21 protein-coding genes are annotated in these 22,298 nt (G+C 49.6%); 10 read left to right on the top strand and 11 right to left on the bottom strand.

All coding sequences use genetic code 11. From position 1 onward, the window contains the following. Positions 1–185: 185 nt before the first annotated feature. The gene (locus QNJ26_00345; GenBank protein MDJ0983959.1) at positions 186–689 is read left to right on the top strand and encodes a DUF4136 domain-containing protein; all 504 of its coding nucleotides are present in this window, start codon (positions 186–188) and stop codon (positions 687–689) included. A gap of 223 nt (positions 690–912) precedes the next feature. Here QNJ26_00345 and QNJ26_00340 read toward each other — a convergent pair whose 3' ends face one another. After that, positions 913–1,224: a DUF4124 domain-containing protein gene (locus QNJ26_00340; protein MDJ0983958.1), complete on the bottom strand. Its 312-nt coding sequence runs from the start codon at positions 1,222–1,224 to the stop codon at positions 913–915. 159 nt (positions 1,225–1,383) lie between these two features. On the opposite strand from QNJ26_00340, the gene QNJ26_00335 reads away from it, so the two are divergent. Continuing rightward, the gene (locus tag QNJ26_00335) at positions 1,384–1,557 is read left to right on the top strand and encodes a hypothetical protein (protein ID MDJ0983957.1); all 174 of its coding nucleotides are present in this window, start codon (positions 1,384–1,386) and stop codon (positions 1,555–1,557) included. Between the two features lie 164 nt (positions 1,558–1,721). Continuing rightward, positions 1,722–3,074: an adenylosuccinate lyase gene (gene purB / locus QNJ26_00330; GenBank protein ID MDJ0983956.1), complete on the top strand. Its 1,353-nt coding sequence runs from the start codon at positions 1,722–1,724 to the stop codon at positions 3,072–3,074. A 454-nt stretch (positions 3,075–3,528) separates the two neighbouring features. On the opposite strand, the gene QNJ26_00325 is transcribed toward purB, so the two are convergent. From QNJ26_00325 to mutM, 6 genes are all read right to left on the bottom strand, one after another. Next, complete coding sequence (locus QNJ26_00325) at positions 3,529–3,708, bottom strand: hypothetical protein (protein MDJ0983955.1); 180 nt, start codon at positions 3,706–3,708, stop codon at positions 3,529–3,531. 386 nt (positions 3,709–4,094) lie between these two features. After that, a complete protein-coding gene (locus QNJ26_00320) occupies positions 4,095–4,274 on the bottom strand; it encodes a hypothetical protein (GenBank protein ID MDJ0983954.1) in 180 nt (59 codons plus the stop codon). Positions 4,275–4,715: 441 nt separating this feature from the next. Further along, complete coding sequence (locus tag QNJ26_00315; protein ID MDJ0983953.1) at positions 4,716–4,889, bottom strand: prepilin-type N-terminal cleavage/methylation domain-containing protein; 174 nt, start codon at positions 4,887–4,889, stop codon at positions 4,716–4,718. Then, positions 4,882–5,598, bottom strand: a complete 717-nt coding sequence (locus QNJ26_00310) for a hypothetical protein (GenBank protein MDJ0983952.1) — start codon at positions 5,596–5,598, stop codon at positions 4,882–4,884. Before QNJ26_00310 ends, QNJ26_00315 begins: the two co-directional genes overlap by 8 nt. A gap of 200 nt (positions 5,599–5,798) precedes the next feature. Continuing rightward, on the bottom strand, positions 5,799–6,740 hold the full coding sequence (locus QNJ26_00305) for a DUF3786 domain-containing protein (protein ID MDJ0983951.1): 942 nt from the start codon (positions 6,738–6,740) through the stop codon (positions 5,799–5,801). A gap of 211 nt (positions 6,741–6,951) precedes the next feature. Next, on the bottom strand, positions 6,952–7,782 hold the full coding sequence (mutM, locus tag QNJ26_00300; GenBank protein MDJ0983950.1) for a bifunctional DNA-formamidopyrimidine glycosylase/DNA-(apurinic or apyrimidinic site) lyase: 831 nt from the start codon (positions 7,780–7,782) through the stop codon (positions 6,952–6,954). Between the two features lie 247 nt (positions 7,783–8,029). Here mutM and QNJ26_00295 point away from each other — a divergent pair, with 247 nt between their 5' ends. From QNJ26_00295 to QNJ26_00265, 7 genes are all read left to right on the top strand, one after another. After that, positions 8,030–9,187 (top strand): acyl-CoA dehydrogenase family protein, encoded by a 1,158-nt coding sequence (locus QNJ26_00295; protein MDJ0983949.1) that lies wholly within the window; start codon positions 8,030–8,032, stop codon positions 9,185–9,187. A 49-nt stretch (positions 9,188–9,236) separates the two neighbouring features. Further along, entirely contained in the window at positions 9,237–9,875 is a 639-nt protein-coding gene (locus tag QNJ26_00290) for an XRE family transcriptional regulator (protein MDJ0983948.1), read from the top strand. Between the two features lie 425 nt (positions 9,876–10,300). Beyond that, on the top strand, positions 10,301–13,348 hold the full coding sequence (locus QNJ26_00285) for a pitrilysin family protein (protein MDJ0983947.1): 3,048 nt from the start codon (positions 10,301–10,303) through the stop codon (positions 13,346–13,348). A 266-nt stretch (positions 13,349–13,614) separates the two neighbouring features. After that, the gene (locus tag QNJ26_00280; GenBank protein ID MDJ0983946.1) at positions 13,615–14,655 is read left to right on the top strand and encodes a trypsin-like peptidase domain-containing protein; all 1,041 of its coding nucleotides are present in this window, start codon (positions 13,615–13,617) and stop codon (positions 14,653–14,655) included. Further along, positions 14,655–15,368, top strand: a complete 714-nt coding sequence (locus QNJ26_00275; GenBank protein MDJ0983945.1) for an MBL fold metallo-hydrolase — start codon at positions 14,655–14,657, stop codon at positions 15,366–15,368. Before QNJ26_00280 ends, QNJ26_00275 begins: the two co-directional genes overlap by 1 nt. A gap of 480 nt (positions 15,369–15,848) precedes the next feature. Then, on the top strand, positions 15,849–16,772 hold the full coding sequence (locus tag QNJ26_00270; protein MDJ0983944.1) for an exopolyphosphatase: 924 nt from the start codon (positions 15,849–15,851) through the stop codon (positions 16,770–16,772). Positions 16,773–16,982: 210 nt separating this feature from the next. Further along, positions 16,983–17,696, top strand: coding sequence for a WbqC family protein (locus QNJ26_00265; protein ID MDJ0983943.1), 714 nt, complete (start codon positions 16,983–16,985; stop codon positions 17,694–17,696). A 452-nt stretch (positions 17,697–18,148) separates the two neighbouring features. Here the strand turns inward: QNJ26_00265 and QNJ26_00260 are convergent, their stop codons facing one another. The 4 genes from QNJ26_00260 to QNJ26_00245 form a co-directional block, all read right to left on the bottom strand. Continuing rightward, positions 18,149–19,834, bottom strand: coding sequence for a sulfatase-like hydrolase/transferase (locus QNJ26_00260; GenBank protein ID MDJ0983942.1), 1,686 nt, complete (start codon positions 19,832–19,834; stop codon positions 18,149–18,151). Next, positions 19,824–20,945 (bottom strand): glycosyltransferase family 4 protein, encoded by a 1,122-nt coding sequence (locus QNJ26_00255; protein MDJ0983941.1) that lies wholly within the window; start codon positions 20,943–20,945, stop codon positions 19,824–19,826. The genes QNJ26_00260 and QNJ26_00255 overlap by 11 nt, the downstream gene beginning before the upstream one ends. Continuing rightward, positions 20,945–21,322: a 6-carboxytetrahydropterin synthase gene (locus QNJ26_00250; protein MDJ0983940.1), complete on the bottom strand. Its 378-nt coding sequence runs from the start codon at positions 21,320–21,322 to the stop codon at positions 20,945–20,947. The genes QNJ26_00255 and QNJ26_00250 overlap by 1 nt, the downstream gene beginning before the upstream one ends. A gap of 214 nt (positions 21,323–21,536) precedes the next feature. Continuing rightward, positions 21,537–22,208, bottom strand: coding sequence for a methyltransferase (locus tag QNJ26_00245; protein MDJ0983939.1), 672 nt, complete (start codon positions 22,206–22,208; stop codon positions 21,537–21,539). Positions 22,209–22,298: the final 90 nt, after the last annotated feature.

Genomic DNA, 22,298 nt, shown 5'->3' with positions numbered 1-22,298 from the left:
ATGAATATTTCAATACCGTGTTTTTATGGAGTGATAACGCCTGATCCAACAGGATTGACTCCGGCGCATTTGTTGATTATGATGGTAGCATAAATTCTATCTTTGAGACGATAATGCGCTTATTGCATTGTGCACGAATTCGAATCATATGAATTGAATCTTCGAGTATACTAAGGAGGTCGGATATGAACACTTTCAATAAGTTTCTCTTGTTGGGATTGGTGGTTGTATTCAGTGGTTGTGCCGCGACAATTGAGGTCCCCCAAACGGTAACCTGGGATTATAATGTAAATAAAAACTTTTCAACCCTGCGAACATATGACCTGAGTCCGATCCCCTCGACCATCGGTATTGAGCATCTGATGCTGGAGCGGATTCAAGCCGCCATCCATACCACCTTACAGGCCAAAAACGTCCAGCGCTCTTCCCAAAACCCCGACTTTCTGGTCGCAATTTATGGGGTCAGGTCCAAAATATTCACCACCGCGTGGCGCGGATTTGACTCCGATCTGATTGTCGAAAAAGGAAAACTAATCCTGCAGTTTGTGGATCCCAAAACCCGTCGGGTCATCTGGTGGGGTGAAACGCGGGCGATCTTGGATCCGGATCGGAATCCGGCCATTGAAACCCAGACGGTCAACGATGTGGTCCATCGAATTCTGACGAAGTTTCCGCCCTTTACTTCATAAAAAAAGAATGGGGTCTTGGAATTGTGGAATTGGAATGCTGAGATTGGCTTCTAAGATCAATTGTTATTTGATGGCCCTTTTTAGATATTAAAATCGAAGCCTCATGTGGTCCTTTGTGCATCATTCCATTTTTCCACCATTCCATTACTTTATTATCCCGCCAACAGGAAACTCCTCTCCCATTGCGCAATTTCAACGCCTGATCGGCTAAGTTTGTGATTCTTTATTTTTCTTTGGATTTCTTGGATTTGAACAGTTTTTTACGGATCTTGAGGTAAGATCTGACAACCTTGTTTTTGATGCTCACAACCAGCGGCGTGCGGATGTGTTTATAGCCTTTATCGGTGTACACATTTCTTGCGTTTTGCGGTGGCGGTCGGTCAGAAATGTGCTTTTCTCCATCGGCATCCGTCCAGTAATACAGCGTTATGCTGGGCTCCAGCTGCCGTCTGTGGGTTTTATCGTACCAGTCCCACCCCAGATAGCCGCCGAAACCGACGATGACAATAATGACGACAATCAACGCTTTCCGCATTTAGCGCTCCCGCCGTGGTTATAAATTTCTGCAATCATTATCTGCTGTACCGTATTATATTAAAAATTAAATAAAAAAGCGATCTAAAGATTTTGGCCATCAGGCCGATATGTATCTGGTTGGTGTGGTAAGAGACAAACCCCAAAAAGGAGTCCCATAATGGATGCAGGCCAAGTGACATTAGATGGATCGATGGCAATGATGACCCAACAGGTGCAGAAAACCGCTGATATGCAGCTTGCCATGCTTAAGATGGCGGTCGAAAGCCAGCAACAGATGGCGAAAATGATCGCTACGGCGGGAGTGGGAGAGAACGTCGATGTGACCGCCTGAAACCCACGCTGCCAAAACCCCGTGAAACCATTTGCCCACCATTGACGGTTGCATTTCAAATGCCTGCTATACCCAGCAGCTTGACACCACTAAGCCATTTGCCTATACTTCAGCGATTCACTCCATTTATATAAATCCCATGATCTGAATATAGGAACCTTCCCATGGATCTATCGAACTTAGAAGCGATTTCACCGGTTGACGGTCGCTATCGGCGAGCGGCGGCACCCCTGGCCCCATATTTTTCAGAAGGGGCCTTGATACACTATCGGGTACGAATCGAAGTCGAGTATTTTATTGCACTGTGTCGTCTGCCGCTGCCTGCGCTCAAAGATATCGGAAAAAAGGCCCTTGAATCCCTGCGTAGCATTTACCAAGATTTTACGGTCGAAGATGCGGCCATCGTCAAAGATATCGAAAAAGTCACCAATCATGATGTCAAAGCGGTCGAATATTTTTTAAAGGATAAATTTGATAAATTGGGTCTGGAAGCCTATAAAGAGTTTATCCACTTTGGATTGACGTCTCAGGACATCAACAATACAGCGCTGCCGCTATCCATCAAGGACGCCTATCTGGCAGTGCTCAAGCCGGCGCTCACTGAGGTATGTGAACATCTTGAAAATAAAGCTAGAGATTGGGCCGATATCCCCATGTTGGCCCGCACCCATGGCCAACCGGCTTCTCCGACCACCATCGGAAAAGAGCTTTACGTGTTTGTCGATCGTCTGATGGTTCAGATCGATCAGTTGGATAACATCCCGTATTCCGCAAAGTTCGGCGGCGCCACCGGCAACTTTAATGCCCATCAGGTGGCCTATCCGGATGTGGATTGGATCGCATTTGCCGACGAGCTGGTCAACAAAACACTGGGTCTTCAGCGTTCCCGGGTGACAACCCAGATCGATCATTATGACAATCTGGCGGCCTTTTGCGATAATGTTAAGCGCATTAACACGATTCTGATCGATTTGAATCGCGATATGTGGACCTATATTTCTTTTGATTATTTCAAGCAGAAGATCAAAAAAGGAGAGGTTGGTTCTTCGACCATGCCACACAAAGTCAATCCCATTGATTTTGAAAACTCTGAAGGCAATTTGGGTGTTGCCAATGCGATCTTGGAACATCTTTCCGCCAAGCTGCCCATTTCCAGACTCCAGCGGGATTTGACAGATTCGACTGTTACCCGTAATGTCGGCGCTCCGCTGGCCCACACCCTTATTGGGCTAAAATCATTGCTGCGCGGTTTGAATAAGTTGATTTTAAATGCGGCGGTTATCCGTGCCGATTTGCAAAATAACTGGGCGGTGGTGGCCGAAGCCATCCAGACCATTCTGCGCCGCGAAGGCTATCCCCAGCCTTATGAAGCGTTAAAGACGCTCACCCGCACCCATAAAATCATCGACCAGCAGGCCATTGCTGAATTTATTGAATCTTTGGATATCGCCGAATCCGTTAAAGATGAGTTGCTGAAAATTACACCAGAAAACTATACCGGAATCACTGAGTTTTGACTTCGAATATCACTCTTCAGTTTAACCCCTTTAGCCAGATCCAAGCAATTTTTATGTCATTGTTTAGGATGCCGGATTTCACTATTTCTCATCCTCGTTTAGATGCCTCTAGTCCCCTTAGAATTTGACAAACATAAAAAATGAAGGGGGTTTGTTAACAGACGAATCCTTTCCGTGCGGCCCACAGAAATTACCACCACAGCCAGCAGGCTGTCTTGCAAACCACCCATGAGCTCATTATACCTCAGGTGCCGAAGGCGGCCTTAGAGGCCCAATACCCGGCTGCATATTCTACCGTTTTGCCGGACGTATACAGTCCACGGTTGGTTTCCTGGTGGCAGACCCCCTGGACGAGGTAGACAAATCGGCAGCCCCAGTTTGTGGTGGTACACCTGGCGTCACCAAAATTTCCATACCCCCAGGTGTAGGGAATGTAGGAACCAGCTGACTGCCCTCAGGTCCAAGACCAGCAATCGGTTTCTGAACTGTCATTGGCACAATGATAGGTATGGTCCATGGCCAGGCCGGTCCATTCCCAGAATCCATAGCGTTTGGCATACATGTAATTTTTAGCCGAAGCTATGCTCGCGGCAAGCACGGCGATGAGGATTAAAACGAATGCGATCTTTTTCATTCGACCCCCTTAAGCGGTGTGTTAGAAATGCGATTTAGATTTTCACGTTCTTACCCACTTAAAATCATATGCATGCAAATCATTTTTAGGGGGACGGTATTGGCAGAAACCCTTTCCTGAAACTAAAATCTGCTGAATCAGGGCATGGGTTGTTGTTTTCAGCCTTATCTCGTAAATAACCTTTCGATTCACCGGCTGAAGGCAGCATGACCGCCTGGCAGAGCGGGGGAGGGCTGTTATACAAATCGCCTAAATTCAGGCCAAAAAAATTGTTGTTCATATCCCTAAAGAGATGTGACTGAATGGCAGTATGTCGGCACTAAAAGCCGGCGTCCCATTACAAAAAAGATCCAGGATATTTTTTTCCTACACAGACAGCAGCACACCTAGTTCTCAACGCTGCCAAACAGCAGCTCAAACTGCTCATCGGTCCAAATATCTCGGCAACTGTCCATATAATTGAGACGAAGCTCGGTTTTGATATTTTCAAATTCTTGCGCCGGGATGCTTCCTTCCCTGTGTGCTTTGACGATGACGGCCAATTCTTGTTTGTGTTGCCGATACATCGATTTAACCGCCTCTATAGGGCGCCTATCAAATTGATTTTCGATCATTTCAACGCTGGTGGCGTTATTTTCAATCGGAAAGCCCAGCGGCTTCTCATCAGGGTCGATCTTCTCCTGTCGGGAATGCGCTGGAAATAAACCGCCGGCCGCGCCTTTATGCTCTTTGGACCACTTGTCAGAAAATATGGCTTTCCAAATGAGACGGTCATTAAGGGCTCTGCCCTCGGGCCGAAATGCCTCCGCCGGAGCCCCGGTTGTCGGATCGATAAACTCCAGACGGGTGCCTTCGGACAGTTGACGCTGGTATACGACGGGCTCGCCGGGATCATGCGACCAATTCGGCGGGTCGTTGACAGCGCTTTGATCGACAAAAAGGAAGATAGCTGTCCTCTATAAGTAGACCGACCATGAGTTTACCTTCATTTATGGCCGTGGACATGGTTAATTAGGCCACTTCTCTAAGCTCTTCGGTAAACTGCGCAATTCGGTGCTGGCGCGCCAGTCCAAAAAATTGGGCACGGCCACCGCCAGGATAATGGCCAAAACACCCAGCGCAGCCACCAGCTCGGGCAGCCCGAATCCCTTAACGTTGTCGATGATTTTAGCCTTAATCAATCTTGATCACCTTTACGTTGGCAAGCGTATTTATCGCTACCAGCTTCTTTTTGCCTCTGGAATTTTGCAGAACGATGGTTTGTGGGTTTAAACATCTGCCGATATAGTCAAAACTCAGACGCGCCGGGTCATAGGCAGGCTCCTGCTTATCGGCTGTCAGGTCTGAATCTGCGGATTGATTTTCATCATCCTCACTGTTTTCATTATTCGGTGCCCTAAGCTCTGATGTTAGCCCCTGACCGGTTCCCAGGCCCTTCTGCTCAGCTGGCTGCAACTTTCCGTGCTGCAGATTGGTGTCAACTTCAAGGCCTTCAATTTCAACTGGAAGATCTTCAACTTCTTGCAACGGCGCTACGATAGTTGAGGCGGTGTCGTTGAGTTTCATTCGGATACCGCGCGGCAATTGCCGATCGCAGACGACCGGCTCATTGGGGTCGTAGGCGCCGTTTGGCGGTCCGCCGCTGCTATTGGTAGTATCGACAAAAACACGATAGGTATTTGAATTTAATTCAATAATTACGGTTTTGCCATCACGCACGGCCCGCGACTTGGCTTTTTGCACATCATCGCCAAAACGTTCGGTGGCAGCTGACAATCTGACATCATCACGCCAGGCGACCACACTTGGTGCGGCAATGGCTGAAATGATGATCAGCGCACCGACGATCAGAAAGATTTCCAGCAAGGTAAATCCGGCCTGTTTGTGCATGATTAAATTCCCCTCCTAACTGAAGTTGACAAGCTGACGCGAAATTGTGTGCCATGTTGGGCACCGTCTATAGGAGAAACTGTGATAGGTATCAGATAATTTAGGGTTAATCTTTAGGAGAATATGACCGGAGTTCAAAAGAAAGGTGGTTATCGCGACGGCAGGCTATCTTAAACCAGGGGCTCCATCAGCTTCCGTGATTATTCGTCTGCCGGTGATGGTTTTGCAGCAACGGGCCCCTGCAACAGAGCGGTGGCAACTCGGTTCACTATGCCCCAGATGGCATCGGCGGCGAAAACCGCTTCAATGGAGCGGTCAAATAGCACCGATATGCGGGGATCAAATTCGGCATCGCCTTGCCAGAATAAAAAATACAGCGGCACGCGCGGAAACGGAAACAGCTCATAAGCCGCATCAGCCATGTCCACCGGACGTCCGTCCAGAAACCGGGCAGCTGCTGTAAAACCGCTGATGTCCTGACCGTAGCGCTGCAGCAGGGGGTCGGTTTGCAGCACATGGGGCCCCTGGAAAAAATGGGCCTCTTTGAGGTCTTTGACACCCACAATGTCGCTGCCGAGGGGGATAAGCTGTTTGACGTTATTCAGGTAAATGACAGTGACCAGCTCCAGCAACGGGTCTGGCGAATTTATCCAGCTCCCACCGCTATCGCGTTTCAGGCAGCGCTCGGCCACATCCACCAGCACCTCTTCGTTCAAGAATTGAAAGACCAATTGGCGGTCTGATGCCGGCCTGAAAAGGGTCCAGTTGCAAAGGGCGTTGAGATCTTTGGATTGCAGCGCATCCCAGAAATGCGACGGGACTTCCACCGGCGATTGATCCGGAGCGAAGGCCGGCGGGATTTGCTGACGGCGGCGATCCTGCATCTGAAGATACGCCTGGCTGAATGGGTAGGGACCTTTGGAGAAATTATCACAGGGAAATTGAGCGCAATCCCGCAGGCAATAGTCCACGCGGTTTAATTGCGCACATGCCAGAATGGCGCAGGTGCCGCCCAGTAAACGATGTTGAGCGGCCAGCTTTTGTTCGGCCTGCGGGCTGGTGCCCGGGCCGCAGCTGGAGCAGGTCCCCAGCAGATTTAATTTGCAGATATCACAGTTAATACCACAGGCGCCGGTGGGCATCTTCTGTTCCTCTTTTTCAAAATCAGTTAATCTATGTCAGGTTAACACCTAAATTCTCTTGTCAGTCCATAATATACATCAGGTTTCGGGTGTCAGGTCTCAGGTTTCAGGGACAATCAGAAGGGCTGACACCTGACACCTGAACACTGAAACCTTTTGTACTCTTTTGGCTTGAAACTGGCTAAAATTATATTACATTGGCAAGACGCATTTAAATCCTCTGGCATAAGGGGCAGATATGCGTGCTGCGCTGGCCGACGATAATGCGCTCAATTTCAGTTCGGCAGCGCGGGCATGGCTGTCCGGTGCGCCGAAATACGTTCAGTTGGTCGCGATTGCGGCCCTGATGCCTGGCCACCGAATAAAAATTGGTTTCACCGGTCCCCAGCGAAGTTCCCAGATTTTTAAGGCCCCGTTTGAGCACCCGTGGTATGGCACGGTACAGTGCTCGAATTTCGGTCGCAGACAAAGAGGCTGCCCTCCGGCAGGGGTGAACCTTTGATTCCCAGAGGGCTTCATCCACATAGATATTGCCGAGTCCGGCGATAAAGGACTGATCGAGCAACAAAGGTTTTAACAGACGCTTGCGCGGCTTGAGACCCGCGGCCAATTGTGTTTGTGTAAAACCCCTTGAAAGCGGCTCGGGCCCCAGACGATTCAAAATTTGAGCAGCGTCAGCGGTCAGATACAGGCGGCCAAATTTGCGGGTATCATGGAAGCGCAGCTGTTGCCCACCGCTAAGATCGAGCAGCACATGCTCGTGCTTTTTGCGGGGTTGATCCGGGGTCACCAGATGCAGCCGGCCCGACATGCGCAAATGCATCAACAAGTGGCCGCCGTTTTGAAAACCAAACACAATGAATTTACCGCGGCGTTTGATGGCTGCGATCGTCCGGCCTTTGATGCGGCTGCAAAATGCCCTGGCTGATGGCTCGGCAATCGTGCGGGCCCAAAAAACCCGGGCCGAATCGATGGTTCGGCCTCGCAGGCCGGCAGCGTTGAGGTCATTGACAATGGTCTGCACTTCGGGGAGCTCGGGCATCTTCAGTCAAGGTTCAGGGTTCAGAGGTTCAGGGCTCAAAGGTTCAGGGTTAAATGGTTCAAAGATACGACCCTGAACCCAGAACGGTGAACCCGGAACCTTTGCAATAACGATTGACAACACGACGTCTTGCGCCTATAAAATGGGCCAGTTTCAAGTACCATACCACAGACCAGCGTATAAAAAAATGCTCGTTTACTGACCCCAATTGATAATTGTCGGATTTTCCGATGATAAAGGAGCGCTTATGGATTTTAGCCTTTCAACTGACCATGAGATCTTGCGTGAATCGGTGCGCAGTTTTGCCGAAAAGGAGATCAAGCCGGTTGCCAAGGAGTTGGATGAAAAAGAAGAATTTTCTTATGATACGATGCAGAAAATGGCTGAGCTGGGGCTGTTCGGGGTTTTTGTTTCCGAACAATATGGCGGCCAAGCCATGGACTACTTATCATATATCATAGCGGTTGAAGAAATCGCCCGGGTTGACGGATCGCATGCCGCCACCGTTGCCGCCGAAAACTCACTGGGTATCGGCCCGCTGTATTATTTCGGCAATGAAGAGCAGAAGAAGAAATATTTGCCCAAGCTGTGTAGCGGAGAGGCCCTCTGGGGATTCGGTCTGACCGAGCCCAATGCAGGCTCTGATGCCGGCAATACCCAGACCACCGCCGTTTTGGACGGCAATGAGTGGGTCATTAACGGGAGCAAAATTTTTATCACCAATGCCGCCACCGATATCACCACCGGCTCAACCGTTTTAGCGAGGACCGGCGTGCGGGATGACGGCAAACCGGAACTGTCCTGCATCATCGTTGAATCCGGCACCCCCGGCTACACCGCCAAAGAAATGCACGGCAAGCTCATGTGGCGCGCCTCCAATACCAGTGAACTGTATTTTGAAGATTGCCGGGTTCCCAAAGACAACCTGTTGGGACCCCGCGGACAAGGGTTTCACCAGATGATGAAAACCTTAGATGGCGGCCGGCTGTCCATAGGCGCTATGGGCCTCGGTGGCGCTCAGGGCTGTTTTGACATGGCCATGAAATACAGCCAGGAGCGCGAGCAGTTCGGCCGCCCGATCGCCACTTTCCAGGTCAATGCTTTCAAGCTGGCGGATATGGCCACCGAAATAGAATGCGCCCGTTTGCTGCTGTATAAGGCGTGCTGGTTGAATGACAATGCCCTGCCTTATGCCAAAGAAGCGGCTATGGCCAAGCTGTACTGCTCGGAGGTGATGTATCGCGCTGCCAATCATGCCGTCCAGCTGCACGGCGGGTACGGATTGATGAAAGAATATGATATCGAGCGTTTTTACAGAGACCAGAAACTGCTTGAAATCGGCGAAGGCACCTCCGAGGTTCAGCGGCTGGTGATCGCCAGGTATCTGGGCGCCAAAAGTCTGTAATCCAGCAGTTTATCTAATCAGACCAAACGATTTGCCATAAGGAGCTAAAATGCAAGATAAAATTAAAAAGCCGCATTTTGACTTTGACTTTTTTGAAGATTTAACCGGTGATATTCCGGTGGAGCCGCCCAAGAGCGTGGATGACGTTGGAGAGCGCATCCGCAAAATCCGGGAAGAAAAGGATCTGTCGCTCGATGAGATATCCAAATTGACGGGTTTTGAGGTTGATTTTCTGTCAAAAATCGAAAATAAAGAGCTGCAGCCCCAACTGGGCACCGTGATCAAACTATCAAAGGCACTGGACAGCGCCTTCGGCCGGCTGGTATCTGGTGTGGGCGATAAACTGTATGTCATCACCCGCAAGAACGAGCGGCGCACCATCACTCGGTCGACATCTCAGAAGAGCCGCAAACAAATCTATACCTATAAAAGCCTGGCGCCGGATGTGAAGGGGCGTCATATGGAGGCTTTTTTGGTTCAGCTCGAAGAAGATCCCGATAAGGAAACCTCGCTGCACGAAGGCGAAGAATTTATCTTTGTGCTCGATGGCGAAGTGGTTTTGGAAATCGGTGAGGATCGCTTTGAACTTGAGCCGGGTGACAGTGCCTATTACCTGTCGACCACCACCCACCACATTGCCGCCAAAAAGGGCAAAGCCACCATCGTGGCGGTCATGTACGAAGCCTGATTTGCAGCCAAAATGGTTGGGGGGCTGGGTGTTCGCGATATTCGGCCACGATATGCACCATTAACTCCGGCCAAGCGGGACTGATCATCTATTGCGTGAAGGTCAGCGTTTTGATGGGCCCATCTCTATCCCTGTAAAAATTAAAAAATAAATAAATACAAATACTTAATTAAACTTAAGATTCATTGCGAACGGCCGGGTAACCCTTAAATACCGGGCCGTTTTTTATGGGCTGGCACTTGGATTTTAGTGGAAATTTGTTATACCCTCCATTTTCGGGTCTCAAAACAGAGTCGAATATGCGCTCTGAGTTTTGACAAATTAATTTTGACCATTAAAATATAGGCTTGTATGATTTTTGATGATTATTGGTTCATTGAGCTTAAAAAAGCTGCACTATCCTAACGATTAACGGAGACACACCCATGCGTATCAAAAAATTGCTGCTTTTCGGTTTCCTGCTTTTGTTTTTGACCGCAGACCCTATCCCGGCTGCGGATTCAACGCTTGATATTCAGCTTAATGTCAAAGAATTTCAGCTGGAAAACGGGATGCTGTTTTTGGTGGTAGAACGGCCGGCAACCCCCCAGGTAGCCGTCCGCCTGGCAATCCGTGCCGGATCGTCCCTCGAAGAAACCGGTCGCACCGGTATTGCGCATTTGCTCGAGCATATGATGTTCAAGGGGACTAAAAATTTTGGCACCCTGGATATTGCCAAAGACGCAAAACTGCAACAGCAAATTGAAGCCGCCTATCAAAGCATTCTCAGTGAGCAGGAGAAACGATCTCCCAACGAGAAGCTGATCGAGCAAAAACGCGCTGAAATGGAAAAATTGCGCGCTGAAGTCCAGAAAATCTATGTGCCCCAGGCATTTTCATCCCAGTTGGGTAAAATCGGGGCAGTGGGTATCAATGCGTTTACATCCAAAGATCAGACGCAGTATATTGCTTCGGTCCCTTCGGACATGCTGGAACAATGGTTTTCCATCGCCAGTGAACAGATTCTTGAACCCTCCTGGCGTGAATTTTACGTTGAAAAAGAAGTGGTGCAGCGGGAGTGGGCCTTTCGTTACATCAATGATCCTGGCGGGGCGGCCTGGCTGGATCTGAATGCAACCGCCTATACCGCCCACCCGTATCGCAATCCGACCATCGGCTGGAAAAGCGATATGGAAAAATACAGCACTCAGGATGCCATTGATTTTCACAAAAAATACTACAATCCCGCCAATGCGGTTTGCGTGCTGGTCGGAGATGTCACTGTGGCACAGGCCAAACAAATGGCCAAAACCTATTTTGCGCGTTACCCGGCCGGAACACGCGCCCCTGAAAGGGTCACACAGGAGCCGCTCCAGCAGGGACCGCGCAGGAACATACGTTTTTTAAAGGGCGCGCGCACACCGCTGGTCAGAATCGGCTACCATGGCGCTCAAATGGGCACTGCTGATTTTTATGCCCTCGATGCTCTAACAATGGTCCTGAGCCATGGGCGGGGCGCGCGCATGACCCAGAATATCATCAACCAGGGGTTGGCTGTTGAGGCCTGGGCCTATAATCCGGATAATCGCTATGGCGGCATGCTGATTGTCGGCGGATCACCCAATGAGCCTCAAGCTTTCAAACAGGGCGCCGATCAGATGAGTGAAGACCAGCGGCGGCAGGCCTATCTGGCCGCCTGTGAAAAGCTCGAAGCCCTGCTGGTTGCTGAAATCGAAAAATTTAAAACCGCACCAGTATCTGCACGCGAGCTGGCGCGCATTAAAAAACTCAACCAGCGGGACTTTTTGGACCGCATGCGCAGCAACGAAAGCCTGGCCGGCACGTTGGCGACCCTTGAGGTACAGGTGGGCTGGCGCTATTTAGCTGACTATCTGGCACAACTGGATGCGGTTACGCCCGCCGACATCCAAGCCGCAGCTCAAAAATATATTCGCTCCACCAATAAAACCGTGGCTTATGTGATACCCGGTGGTAAACCCGATAAACCGCCCGCCCAATACACCGAAGTGCGCAATATTAGCTCTGGCGCGGCAGCCAATTTGACTTATCAGGGTGACTTCAAAAACAGGTCCGAGTTTCCCACACCTAAGAAATGGAAGCATCCGCTCTCTTTTAAACGCGACCCTCAAAAAATTGTATACCCCCGGGCCCAGACCTTTGAGGTCGAAAAGGTCAAAGTGTTTTTCTTGCCGGATACCGAATTGCCGCTGATTGATCTGACGATTTTGTTAAAGGCTGGATCGGTTGACCTTGAGAAGTCCAAGACCGGTTTAGCCGATATTTTCAGCAACGTGATTGTACGCGGTGGAACCCGGACACTGTCACCCAACGAGCTGGCCCTGGTACTGGATGAAAATGCCATTCAACTCAGCGTGTCGGTGGATGAAGAGCAGACCTCGGTTCGGCTTTCGGTGATGAGAGCTGACTGGGAAAAGGGGCTGAAGCTATTGCAGGAGGTGCTGACACAACCCGGTTTTGATCCGGGTGTCCTGCAGGTGGCCAAAAACCAGGAGCTTGTATCGCTAAAACGGCAGGGGGGCAATGCCATGTCGGTGGCCATGCGTGAAAGTAAAATATGGCATTTCAACGATCACCCTTATGGCCGAGATCCGCTGATCGGCCTGCAGACAATACCCGACATATCATCTAAAGCACTGGAGGACTTTTTAAAGACTTACTTTGTCCCTGAAAACATGACCATTGCCATCGCCGGGGATACCAACAAAGATCAAATCACTGCCGGTTTGAGGCCTTTTTTACAGGCTTTTCCGAAACGTCCGGCGCCGCAGCGAAATTTAAAGGATCCGGCCGTGACCCCACCGGTTGTGGTGCTGGTCGACAAACCCGGCCAGGTGCAATCTCAGGTGATTTTGAGCTTGCCGAGTGTCAAACGCACCCACCCGGATTACTGGAAAGCCAGCCTTTTGATGACTGTTTTTGGAGGCAATGACTCGCTGATGTACAAACGGTTGCGCGATGATCTGGGTCTGGTTTACTCAGCCGGCTTTTACCAAATTTATAAATGGCAGGCCGGCCAATTGGTGGGTTACATTGGCTGCAAAGGCGATCAGACCACTGCAGCGATTGCGGAAACGCTAAAACTGATGGATGCCCTGCGCGATAAGATTCCCGAAAAAGAGTTGGAACTAAAGCGACTGGATGCGCTCAACAGCTTTGTTTTTAACGTGGATACCAAATCCGAGCTGGTGGATGTATACGGGCGTTACCATTTGCGCCGGGAGCCACTGGATACCCTCGAACGAATTCAGGATGCCTACATGAGTGCCACCAAAGAAGATCTGCACCGATTGGCGCTGCAGCTTCTTGATCCCCAAAAAGTTCAAATTTTTATCGTGGGAGATAAAAGCATCAGCGTGTCGTCACCAGACGGCAAGGCGGAAACTCTGGAAGAAAACCTCAAACGCCTGGCGCGCAGTCGGAACCTGCCCTTTCAGGAAGTTCAGCTGCGATAGGTCTGCGACTGGCGGGCGGCTGCTAAATCAATCTCGACGAGGGCTAATAGACTGAAGCAGCTTCGGCCACTTGGTGAACTTAAGCAGCTAATCTCGAAATATCAAGGCGTTCAAAGATAACGTCAATCATTTACAAAACACTGCTTTTTCGGCCTTTATTTTGTGACGCAGGCTTGAATTGCCAAATCGCATATCTATCTTTAGTCTAGTTATCGTTACCAAGTACAGCCTGCGCTGTATCATAAAACGCCGAAGGACATTGGTAAATGAATGCCCAACTGGAGCACCTGCTGAAATTAATCGCGGCAGAATCGGACGACAGCAATGCCACCGAATCATCGGAGCACAGACCGGCCGGAGATGCCGATTTGGAGTTGCTTGACGCGTATTCGCGGGCGGTGGTTTCGGTGGTGGATTCAGTGGGCCCGGCTGTGGTCAGCATTGCAGTCGGTCAACAGCGGCGCGGCACTGAAGCGGATCAGACCGGCGCCGGTTCCGGTGTGGTCATTGCCCCGGATGGCTATATTCTGACCAACGATCATGTGGTGCAAAATGCCGATCGGCTGAACGTCCGCTTGACCGACGGCACCTCGCTCTCAGCCACTCTCATCGGCCAGGACCCGGCAACCGACCTGGCCGTTATCCGGGCGGATACCGCTTATTTGCCGTGCTCAACACTGGGCAGCTCCGAGCGGTTGCGTGTCGGTCAATTGATCATTGCCATGGGAAATCCCTTTGGTTTTCAATCGACCGTCACCACAGGTGTGATCAGTGCGCTGGGAAGGGCGCTTCGAAGCACCCAGGGACGGTTGATTGAAAATATCATCCAGCACACGGCACCGCTGAATCCCGGAAACTCCGGCGGGCCGCTGGTCGATTCAGCCGGCAGGGTGGTGGGCATCAATACCGCTATTATTCCCATGGCCCAGGGGATCGGTTTTTCGATTCCGGGCACAACTGCCCGGTGGGTGGTGTCCCAGATTCTTTCTCATGGACGGGTGCGCCGCGGCTATCTGGGCATTGCAGGTCGGCAGCGGCCCCTTGACCGCCCCATCGTTCGCTTTCACGGTTTAAACAAGCGTCATGCCGTCGAGGTGTTAACCATCGAATCTGCTAGCCCGGCCGCACAGGCCGGATTGCGGGTCAATGATTTAATCGTGGCCATCAACCAGGTGGATGTTGAAAGTGTCGATGACCTGCATCGTTTTCTGGCGGAATGGCCCATCGGAAAACCGGTTGAAATTGACCTTATTCGTGGCCAGAGACGTCAGATGCGGGTGATCACACCCGAAGAGGCCGGTGTTTAATGGCCGACATGCGCTTACATGTCAAACAGTTTCGCTACGCAACCGATAATCTGGGCTATCTGATTTACGGGAAAACTTCCGCTTTGGCGGTCGATGGGGGCGCCGTCGAAGCGATGCTCGAATATATCAATGCCCGGGGGTTGCAACTTGATATTGTCACCCAGACTCACTCGCATCCGGATCATATCTGCGGTCATCAACAGCTGATCGATCACACCAGCGCCGCACACCTGAACGCACAGAGCTTGAGCAGGATCAGGGAATTGGTGCTTGATGGCCATAAAATCAGGGTGTACCACACCCCTGGCCATACCGAAGACTCGGTCATTTTCCATACAGCCGACACGCTTTTAACCGGCGATACACTTTTCAACGGTAATGTGGGCAGCTGTTTTTCCGGTGGCATGCAGCGGTTTTTCGAATCCATCAAATTGATTATGGGTTTTTCCGATCATACCCGCATCTATGCCGGCCATGACTATGTCAACTATTCCATGCAGGTCGCCAAATTAATTGAACCTTCAAATTCAGAGATCGATCGCTTCCGTGAAAATTATGATCCCCATTGCGTCTGCTCCAGCCTTGAACAAGAGCATAAAATCAATCCATTTTTAAGATTCAATGATCCTGCTATGATCGCCATCCTGAAAGCAAGAGCACTGCCCCATGTAACCGAATACGAGCGCTGGACGTCCGTTATGTCTTTGCCCTAGAAGCAATGTCTTGGTGCAAAGTAAAGGTTCCGGAGCGAAAGAATCGTGGTACAGTCATGACGTTTTCCCTTCGGCGAGGCGAAATTTCGTGTCGGTATAGTGCATTTAACGTGCTCTGCAGTCCCTATGAGACCCCGCTTACAGGTGGCTTCATATTGGGAATCCAGTCCAAATTGTATGGTATTACATGGACTTATGTGCGAATCACATGCAATACGTGATCCCTAACGATGATGGATGGTTTTGGTTCGATAGCGCGCCTGCCGGAAAACAACACGTCCTTTTGTGAAATTAAGATGACGCCAAATTTATGTTTTCCCTGAAACATGCCGATATCTATTCGATACACCTTGTTTTGAATGGGTTTAATTTTTATATCGGCACCTTGGTTTTACGATATAAAAATTGGCCCAATGTTATAAAATATTTTATACTAAACATATTTATAACGGAAGCGGTGGCATAAAAAGGGAGCTACTATTGAGATTACTGACGCGATCGGATTTTGACGGTTCAGTCTGTACGGCCATTCTTGAGGAACTGGGGCTTATCGATGATATCCTGTACGTGCATCCCAAGGACTTGCAGGACAACAAGATTGCCGTCACTAAAAATGATATTCTGGCAAATGTGCCTTTTGTCGACGGTTGTGGGCTTTGGTTTGATCATCATTCCAGTGAATATGAACGCTTGCAGCTAGATGGCAGGTTTAAAGGTGCCAGTAAAAACGCACCCAGTGCCGCTCAAGTCGTCTATGATTACTACAGACGGAAAAAAGATTATGCAGATAAGTTAACCAAATTTAAGGAGCTGATTGAAATTGCCGGTAAAGCCGATTCGGCCCAATTTACCAAAGAGGAAATTCTTCATCCAAAAGGCTGGACCATGCTGGCATTTATCTCCGATCCACGCACCGGCCTCGGCTATAAACGCAGCTTTACCATCAGCAATTTGGAGCTCATGAAAAAATTGCCTCGATTGCTGCGCACCCTAAAGGTAGACGACATATTGAAGCTATCCGATTTTCAGGAGCGGGTGGTTCTTTATCAGGAAGAAAATCGCAAATACGAGCAGCTGATTACCCAGACGGCCAGAATCGAAGGGGATGCCCTTGTTCTTGATCTGCGGAACTGTGAGAGCATCCCGGTCGGCAACCGTTTTATGGAATATGTCCTGTATCCCAGGCAGAATATTTCCATACGAATTGCGAACGGCAAGAACAAGGCCTTTGCGATGATTTCGGTCGGGCACAGTATCATTAACCCGACTGCCACCGTTGATGTGGGGTCATTAACCCTCAAATATGGTGGTGGCGGTCATAAAAAGGTCGGGACCTGCCAGGTGGCGTACAAAGATGCCGACCGGATCGTTGACGAAATGCTGGCAGTGATTAACACCCCTTGATCTTCATTAATATGACTAAGCTCCATAAACACAGGAGCACCTCAGCATTTGCTAGATAAAAAGGAGTGTCTAAAATGCCTAAAATGAGCTAAAGTGCCTAAAGTTGTGGTGTCGCTCTGCTCCATCATTTTTTATTAAAATGGCAGTATTCCTTAACTTTAGTCACTTTAGGCCACTTCCAACTTTAGTGCACTTGTTTAAATTGCTTCCATGATAGTAAGCACCCACCAACCCTACTTCATCCCGTACGCGGGTTTCTTTTTCAAGGCCCGGCAATCAGATATTTTTGTTATTCTTGACAACGTTCAATTTCCACAGGGCACGACATGGATCAGTCGCAATCGCCTTAAAAATGATCAAGGGACCCTGTGGCTGACGGTGCCGGTCTGGAAAAAAGGCCTGGGTCTGCAGTCGATTAATGATGTCAGGATCTGCCATGCGTTTCGATGGATCAGCAAACATCTGGCCAGCCTAAAGTGCGCTTATGCACGGGCACCCTATTTGGCCGACCATTTGCCTTTTGTCGAAGCCACCTACCGGGCTCGTTTTGAAAGCCTCATTGACCTGAACATGGCATTTATACGGTATCTGTTCCGGCAGCTGAACATCGATTCTGAGATTAAACTGCAATCGGAGTTGGGCATTCAATCAACCGGACATCAGTTGCTGGTTGATATCTGCCGGCAACTGGGGGCCTCCGTTTATCTGGCGCAGCCGCAAGCGCGAAAATATCTGGATGGCGAGCTGTTCGAAAAAGAGGGTCTTCAGATTCGGTTTCTAAAACCCCCCGCCTGGGTCTATCCACAACTGTGGGGGCCTTTCATTGCTAACCTGTCGGTTCTTGACATGCTGTTCAATTGTGGTCCCAATGCACAAAAAATCATTCTGCCTAAATTTTGCATGAAAATTAATGAGAAGTTTTAATAATTCTTGATGGCCGCTGGCTAAGCTAATAAGCAAAGTCTACTGAAAATCCGACCAGGTAAAATGGATCAAAAGCATTTTATCTCATTAATTTTCACCCGATGGGCGAGTCCGCCAAAGGCGGACAAGCCTCAGGCTTCCATCGGTCCGCCTCAGGCGGATTATTAAGGGCGAGGCATAGTTAACTATAGCCTCGCCCTTAAATGCCTTGCATATGAAAGCCTCTGATTCGTACAAGATTCAGGTACTAAATTGATCGCTTCGAATTCTGAAAAGGGTAAACTGCTTTATCTAATCGGAATTCTATCCTTTTTATTTTTTAGAATTCGAAACCCTTCGGGATCGCCGATCTTACAGCATCTGCCGTGTAGCTGCGACAACCCTCCAGAGGCGGATCTTCGACCTCGACAATCGCTCAATTTAGTTTGTGTACTTGTTGATCTTACTTATAGCTATCTGCTGCTGAATGCCTCTAGGAAGCGTGGCAGGAACGTTTCCATTCCGGGGTGGGGCGGCAGCTGTTGCGGAATCAGCCCGGGGGTGAAGCCATTGTTTTCAAACGGTTCCAATAACAGCTTATTGCGGCTAATCACATGAACCGGAACCGACCAACTGCTGTTGGGGCCGGTGATCTGCACATTGGGCTGATGGTCCCCCATGATGATCACCAGCGTACTGTCGTCAATATATTGTGTGATAAAGTGTTTAAGAACGGTCATCTCATAGATCATTGCTGCGACATAAGCCTCAGCTGCGTTTGCCAGGTCCGGCCAAACCACTGGAAAAGTTACGGTCTCCGTTTGATGATAAATACGACCGTCCCCGATCTGCGACCAGTCTTCTATATACGGTGGCTGCCGGTGAAATGGGGCATGGCTGCTGATAAGGACGAATTCGATAAATAGCGGCTGACTGCGGGGCTGGATTTCTTTGCGATAAATCGTTTCAAGAACATATTGATCGGACATCGGTGACCAGCCAAAACGGGGCCCCTTGTAATTGAAATCCTGTGCATCGTAGTGTTTTTGATAACCGAAAAATTTACCCTGGGGCCAGGGCAATTCATTAGCCGGCATCACACTGATGGTCCGGTATCCGGCCTTCTCAAACAACGGCGCTATGGTGATGGCTTCAGAGGTGATGAGCAGATCGTAGACCAACTGGTCGGAAAGGTTGACGCCGCTGGCAATCGAAGCGTGGGCCAACCAGGAGCTGCCGCCGAACGCCGGTGATTTAAAGAACCCGGAACGAACTGCAAACCCCTGATCCACCAAATCTTTTTCATACTGTTTCATAACCGGTGAGATCATGCGGAAATGACGTTGCTTGTCATACACAGTTTGCCCGTAGGATTCGATAAAGACGAGATACACATCTGCGCCTTTCAATTTGTCCAGCGATGAAGGCGTTTGTTCTATAAGGGCCTTTGCTTGGCGGATGGTTTGCATGTTTTGGGTTCGGTAGCCGCGAACATGCAATATAAAATCAATTTCTTCAACAATTCGTTGGGAAATCCCAGGGTGAAAAATCGCTAACGGCCGGCTACGCGTCACACTGGTTGCTAACAGCGTTGCGGCCAACACGGCGACAATCGCGGTGACAATGATCCTCGCTTTTTTCTGGCGGGTAAGCGTCTGATGAATCGATATTACAGACCACCAGGTACCCGCAGTGATGATGGCGAACAAAAAAGCACCAGCTGCCATATAGAGATAAAACGTTTTTAGCGGCAGCGTTTTGTACAGCAGCCGGATCAAAACCGGCACAAATTGCGCGTCGATGTAAAGGTTAAATGGGCGGAAAAAATACATCGGAACCAATTCATCAGCGCTGCGAAACAATCGGATGAAGATGGCCAGCAGCGTTAGCAAGACAAATAGGCTGCGGCGGTAGGGCAGGTTCAAGCCGGTGGCGATACAAATGACGGCAACAATAAACAATGCTTCCGAGGAAATCAGCACCGGTAACCATAGCGGTTCCTGCGGAGCCGGGTAACGCAAGTTGAACATCACATTCAAATAGCCCCAGGCCAATAAAAACCCAGCAGCGGGCCCGAGAGATCCCAGCCATTTGGATAGGCCGGAAGGACTGCTTAATGCTGCTTCTGATAGGATATGGTTCGTTTCTCTAAAGTTCATTGTCAGTTGTTTTGCGCTTAATGGGCCCGGTTCTCTTTTTTAATTGGATCAGAAAATAATGGATGGCATCCATTGTATCGCTCCAGCCAGGTCTGGCAAGGGCGGTTTGATATGCGTTTTGACTGAGACGCACAAGATGATCGCGGTCCTGGTGCAAATCTGAAATAAGGTCGGCACATTTTTTTGTTTTACCGGCCGGAATCAAAAAACCGTTTAAGCCATCGCGAACAAATTCTTTTACGGCTCCAGTTGTCGAGGCCAAGATCGGCAAACCGTAGGCCAGGGCTTCCAGGCAGGCGATGCCAAAGCCTTCATGGGAAAAGGGCATAACAAACAACTGGCTGTTGGCTAAAATGTTGCGGAGATCTTCGCCGTTGAGCAATCCCGTCAGGCGTACCTGCCGGCTGATCTGATAATCCGAAATCATGCGCTGGATCCCACGGACATATTTGCGATCCATCCGCAGGCTGCCCACCACCGTAAGATGCCAGGTCTCCGGCGGCAACTGCATCAGGCTTTTAAACAGCTCGCTCAAACCTTTTATCGGTGTGATATTGCCGACAAACACCAGCGCCAGAGGGCCCGGTCGTCGGGCTCTGGTTTTTATATCTTCGGGTGATTGCAGGTGCCCGAGTCGATCCGCTCCAGGATTGGCGACAATGAAAGGGGGGCGCCCGCTGATCAGGTGTTGCACATGGCCGCGGGTGGTTTCACTGTTGAAGATAAAGGCATCAACGCTGGTCAGATAATTTCTTTCAACGGCCTTAAAAAGATGGTTGATACCGTTTTGGCGGGGCTGGCTGGAAAGCACCTGATGCACAATGGACACAATCGGAGTGCCGTGGGTCTTCCGATGTCTGTGGTTGAGCCAGAAAAGAGAAGGATGGATGAGTCCATCCTGTAAGATGAGATCATAACCATTGCGGAAAAATTTGGCCTTGAGTTCGAATGACAAATTGTCCAGCAACTGTCTGGCGTAGCGGCGCCAGGGAAGTGAGATAATGTCCACGGTATGCCCCTTATGGCGCAAATGCTTCACCAGATATTTATCATAGAGAAAACCGCCGGTCAGGGTGTTGAGGCTGCCATATATCATCAAGCTCAAACGCATTATACATCTTTCGAGTAAGCCGCCCAGGCAATATCATTTTCCCAGATCTTAATCGTCATCGATGTGACATTCGACGCTTTGAGCGGTTCCGCAAGGGTTTGCCAGATGATTCTGGCAAAATGCTCCAGGCTGGGGTTCAGCCCTTCGAACGCCACCAACTGGTTAAGGGTCTTATCCCGGTAGTGTTCAACGATGCCGTCCAGGGTTTCTTCAATCTCACAGATATCGACCAGATAACCGTGCCGATCCAGTTGCGGTCCGTCGAAACGGGCTTCTACCACATAATGATGGGCATGGGTTTCGTTTTCCGGCCCCCAGTCGCCACCCGTTAAAAAGTGGTTGGCTATAAAATTGCGGCGTACAGCGACGGAGTACATGCGGCACCTCCAAAAATCTTGTATATTAAAATGCAGATTCGTTTTTCGATTCCTAACGATGTACCATTAGACAATGGAGTAATGGAATACCGGGAAATATGATGAATTGCCTATCAACAAGGGCTTTAATATAACCATTACGCCAGCACTCCAGTACTCCAACACTCCGGCCGGTTATTACCAGCTAGAATAGAAGCTTGCCTGCTGAGATTATTTAGTTAGCCGTGATTTTACGTCCTGCCATTTTCGGAAAATACTTCCCTACAACAGCCTGGTAGCGACGATATTCATTGCCAAAGCGCTTTTCCAGATAAACTTCCTCCATATTGATCCGATAATGGGCGTTCAACAGAAAAAGGATCATGGCGACAAGGGGCACCACGGCGGGGCGTGCCAGCACAAACCCGCTGAAAATAATAGCCAGACCCAAAGTGATTGGATTTCTAACAGCACGATAGATCCCAGCGGTATAAAGACGAGTAGTTTCACCAAATTCGTGAAAGCTGACGTGTGCCCGCAGCGTTGCAACGGCGATATAAGTCAGGATGTTTCCCAACAGCAACAGCCCCGCACTGAAAATCGAAAAAATGGCAGGCGGCGGTATTTCCATGACAGGTAATAGATAGCGGTTTATCGCCGGTGATACAATTGTTAGCAGCGGGATGAATGCGCCGACCAGAACGATCAGGGTGGCAGTGGCCGTAGCAACCATTTTCGGGGTGGAATTGGCAATAGCCGCAGCCGGATGGTGCTCGGCAAAACTTGATTTGCGCTTTAGGTTAAAAAACATTTCTGCGGTAGACCCGGCACTGGGCACGGCAAAAAAGAAGATCTGGTAAAGCTGGGCGATATAGGTTGCAATGATGAAGTAGTCAAGCCAGTGCATGTGTTCATCCATATCTGAAAATTAGAGAAATTATATATTTTACGGAGTTGTGAGCTATAAAGTTCAGATCTGTTCTAACAGAAAACAGAT

It is taken from the genome of Desulfobacterales bacterium, from assembly GCA_030066985.1.
Lineage (GTDB): Bacteria > Desulfobacterota > Desulfobacteria > Desulfobacterales > JAHEIW01 > JAHEIW01.
Note: the sequence above shows the minus strand (reverse complement) of the source record. Positions and strands in the feature narration are given on the sequence as shown.

Excerpts from the sequence above, each read along its gene's own strand:
- purB (MDJ0983956.1), top strand. The coding sequence starts at position 1,722 with ATGGATCTATCGAACTTAGAAGCGATTTCACCGGTTGACGGTCGCTAT.
- QNJ26_00250 (MDJ0983940.1), bottom strand. The coding sequence starts at position 21,322 with ATGTACTCCGTCGCTGTACGCCGCAATTTTATAGCCAACCACTTTTTA.
- QNJ26_00345 (MDJ0983959.1), top strand. The coding sequence starts at position 186 with ATGAACACTTTCAATAAGTTTCTCTTGTTGGGATTGGTGGTTGTATTC.
- QNJ26_00335 (MDJ0983957.1), top strand. The coding sequence starts at position 1,384 with ATGGATGCAGGCCAAGTGACATTAGATGGATCGATGGCAATGATGACC.
- QNJ26_00285 (MDJ0983947.1), top strand. The coding sequence starts at position 10,301 with ATGCGTATCAAAAAATTGCTGCTTTTCGGTTTCCTGCTTTTGTTTTTG.
- QNJ26_00295 (MDJ0983949.1), top strand. The coding sequence starts at position 8,030 with ATGGATTTTAGCCTTTCAACTGACCATGAGATCTTGCGTGAATCGGTG.
- QNJ26_00310 (MDJ0983952.1), bottom strand. The coding sequence starts at position 5,598 with ATGCACAAACAGGCCGGATTTACCTTGCTGGAAATCTTTCTGATCGTC.
- QNJ26_00290 (MDJ0983948.1), top strand. The coding sequence starts at position 9,237 with ATGCAAGATAAAATTAAAAAGCCGCATTTTGACTTTGACTTTTTTGAA.
- QNJ26_00265 (MDJ0983943.1), top strand. The coding sequence starts at position 16,983 with ATGATAGTAAGCACCCACCAACCCTACTTCATCCCGTACGCGGGTTTC.
- QNJ26_00260 (MDJ0983942.1), bottom strand. The coding sequence starts at position 19,834 with ATGAACTTTAGAGAAACGAACCATATCCTATCAGAAGCAGCATTAAGC.
- QNJ26_00305 (MDJ0983951.1), bottom strand. The coding sequence starts at position 6,740 with ATGCCCACCGGCGCCTGTGGTATTAACTGTGATATCTGCAAATTAAAT.
- QNJ26_00255 (MDJ0983941.1), bottom strand. The coding sequence starts at position 20,945 with ATGCGTTTGAGCTTGATGATATATGGCAGCCTCAACACCCTGACCGGC.
- QNJ26_00340 (MDJ0983958.1), bottom strand. The coding sequence starts at position 1,224 with ATGCGGAAAGCGTTGATTGTCGTCATTATTGTCATCGTCGGTTTCGGC.
- QNJ26_00320 (MDJ0983954.1), bottom strand. The coding sequence starts at position 4,274 with ATGTATCGGCAACACAAACAAGAATTGGCCGTCATCGTCAAAGCACAC.
- mutM (MDJ0983950.1), bottom strand. The coding sequence starts at position 7,782 with ATGCCCGAGCTCCCCGAAGTGCAGACCATTGTCAATGACCTCAACGCT.
- QNJ26_00325 (MDJ0983955.1), bottom strand. The coding sequence starts at position 3,708 with ATGAAAAAGATCGCATTCGTTTTAATCCTCATCGCCGTGCTTGCCGCG.
- QNJ26_00275 (MDJ0983945.1), top strand. The coding sequence starts at position 14,655 with ATGGCCGACATGCGCTTACATGTCAAACAGTTTCGCTACGCAACCGAT.
- QNJ26_00245 (MDJ0983939.1), bottom strand. The coding sequence starts at position 22,208 with ATGCACTGGCTTGACTACTTCATCATTGCAACCTATATCGCCCAGCTT.
- QNJ26_00280 (MDJ0983946.1), top strand. The coding sequence starts at position 13,615 with ATGAATGCCCAACTGGAGCACCTGCTGAAATTAATCGCGGCAGAATCG.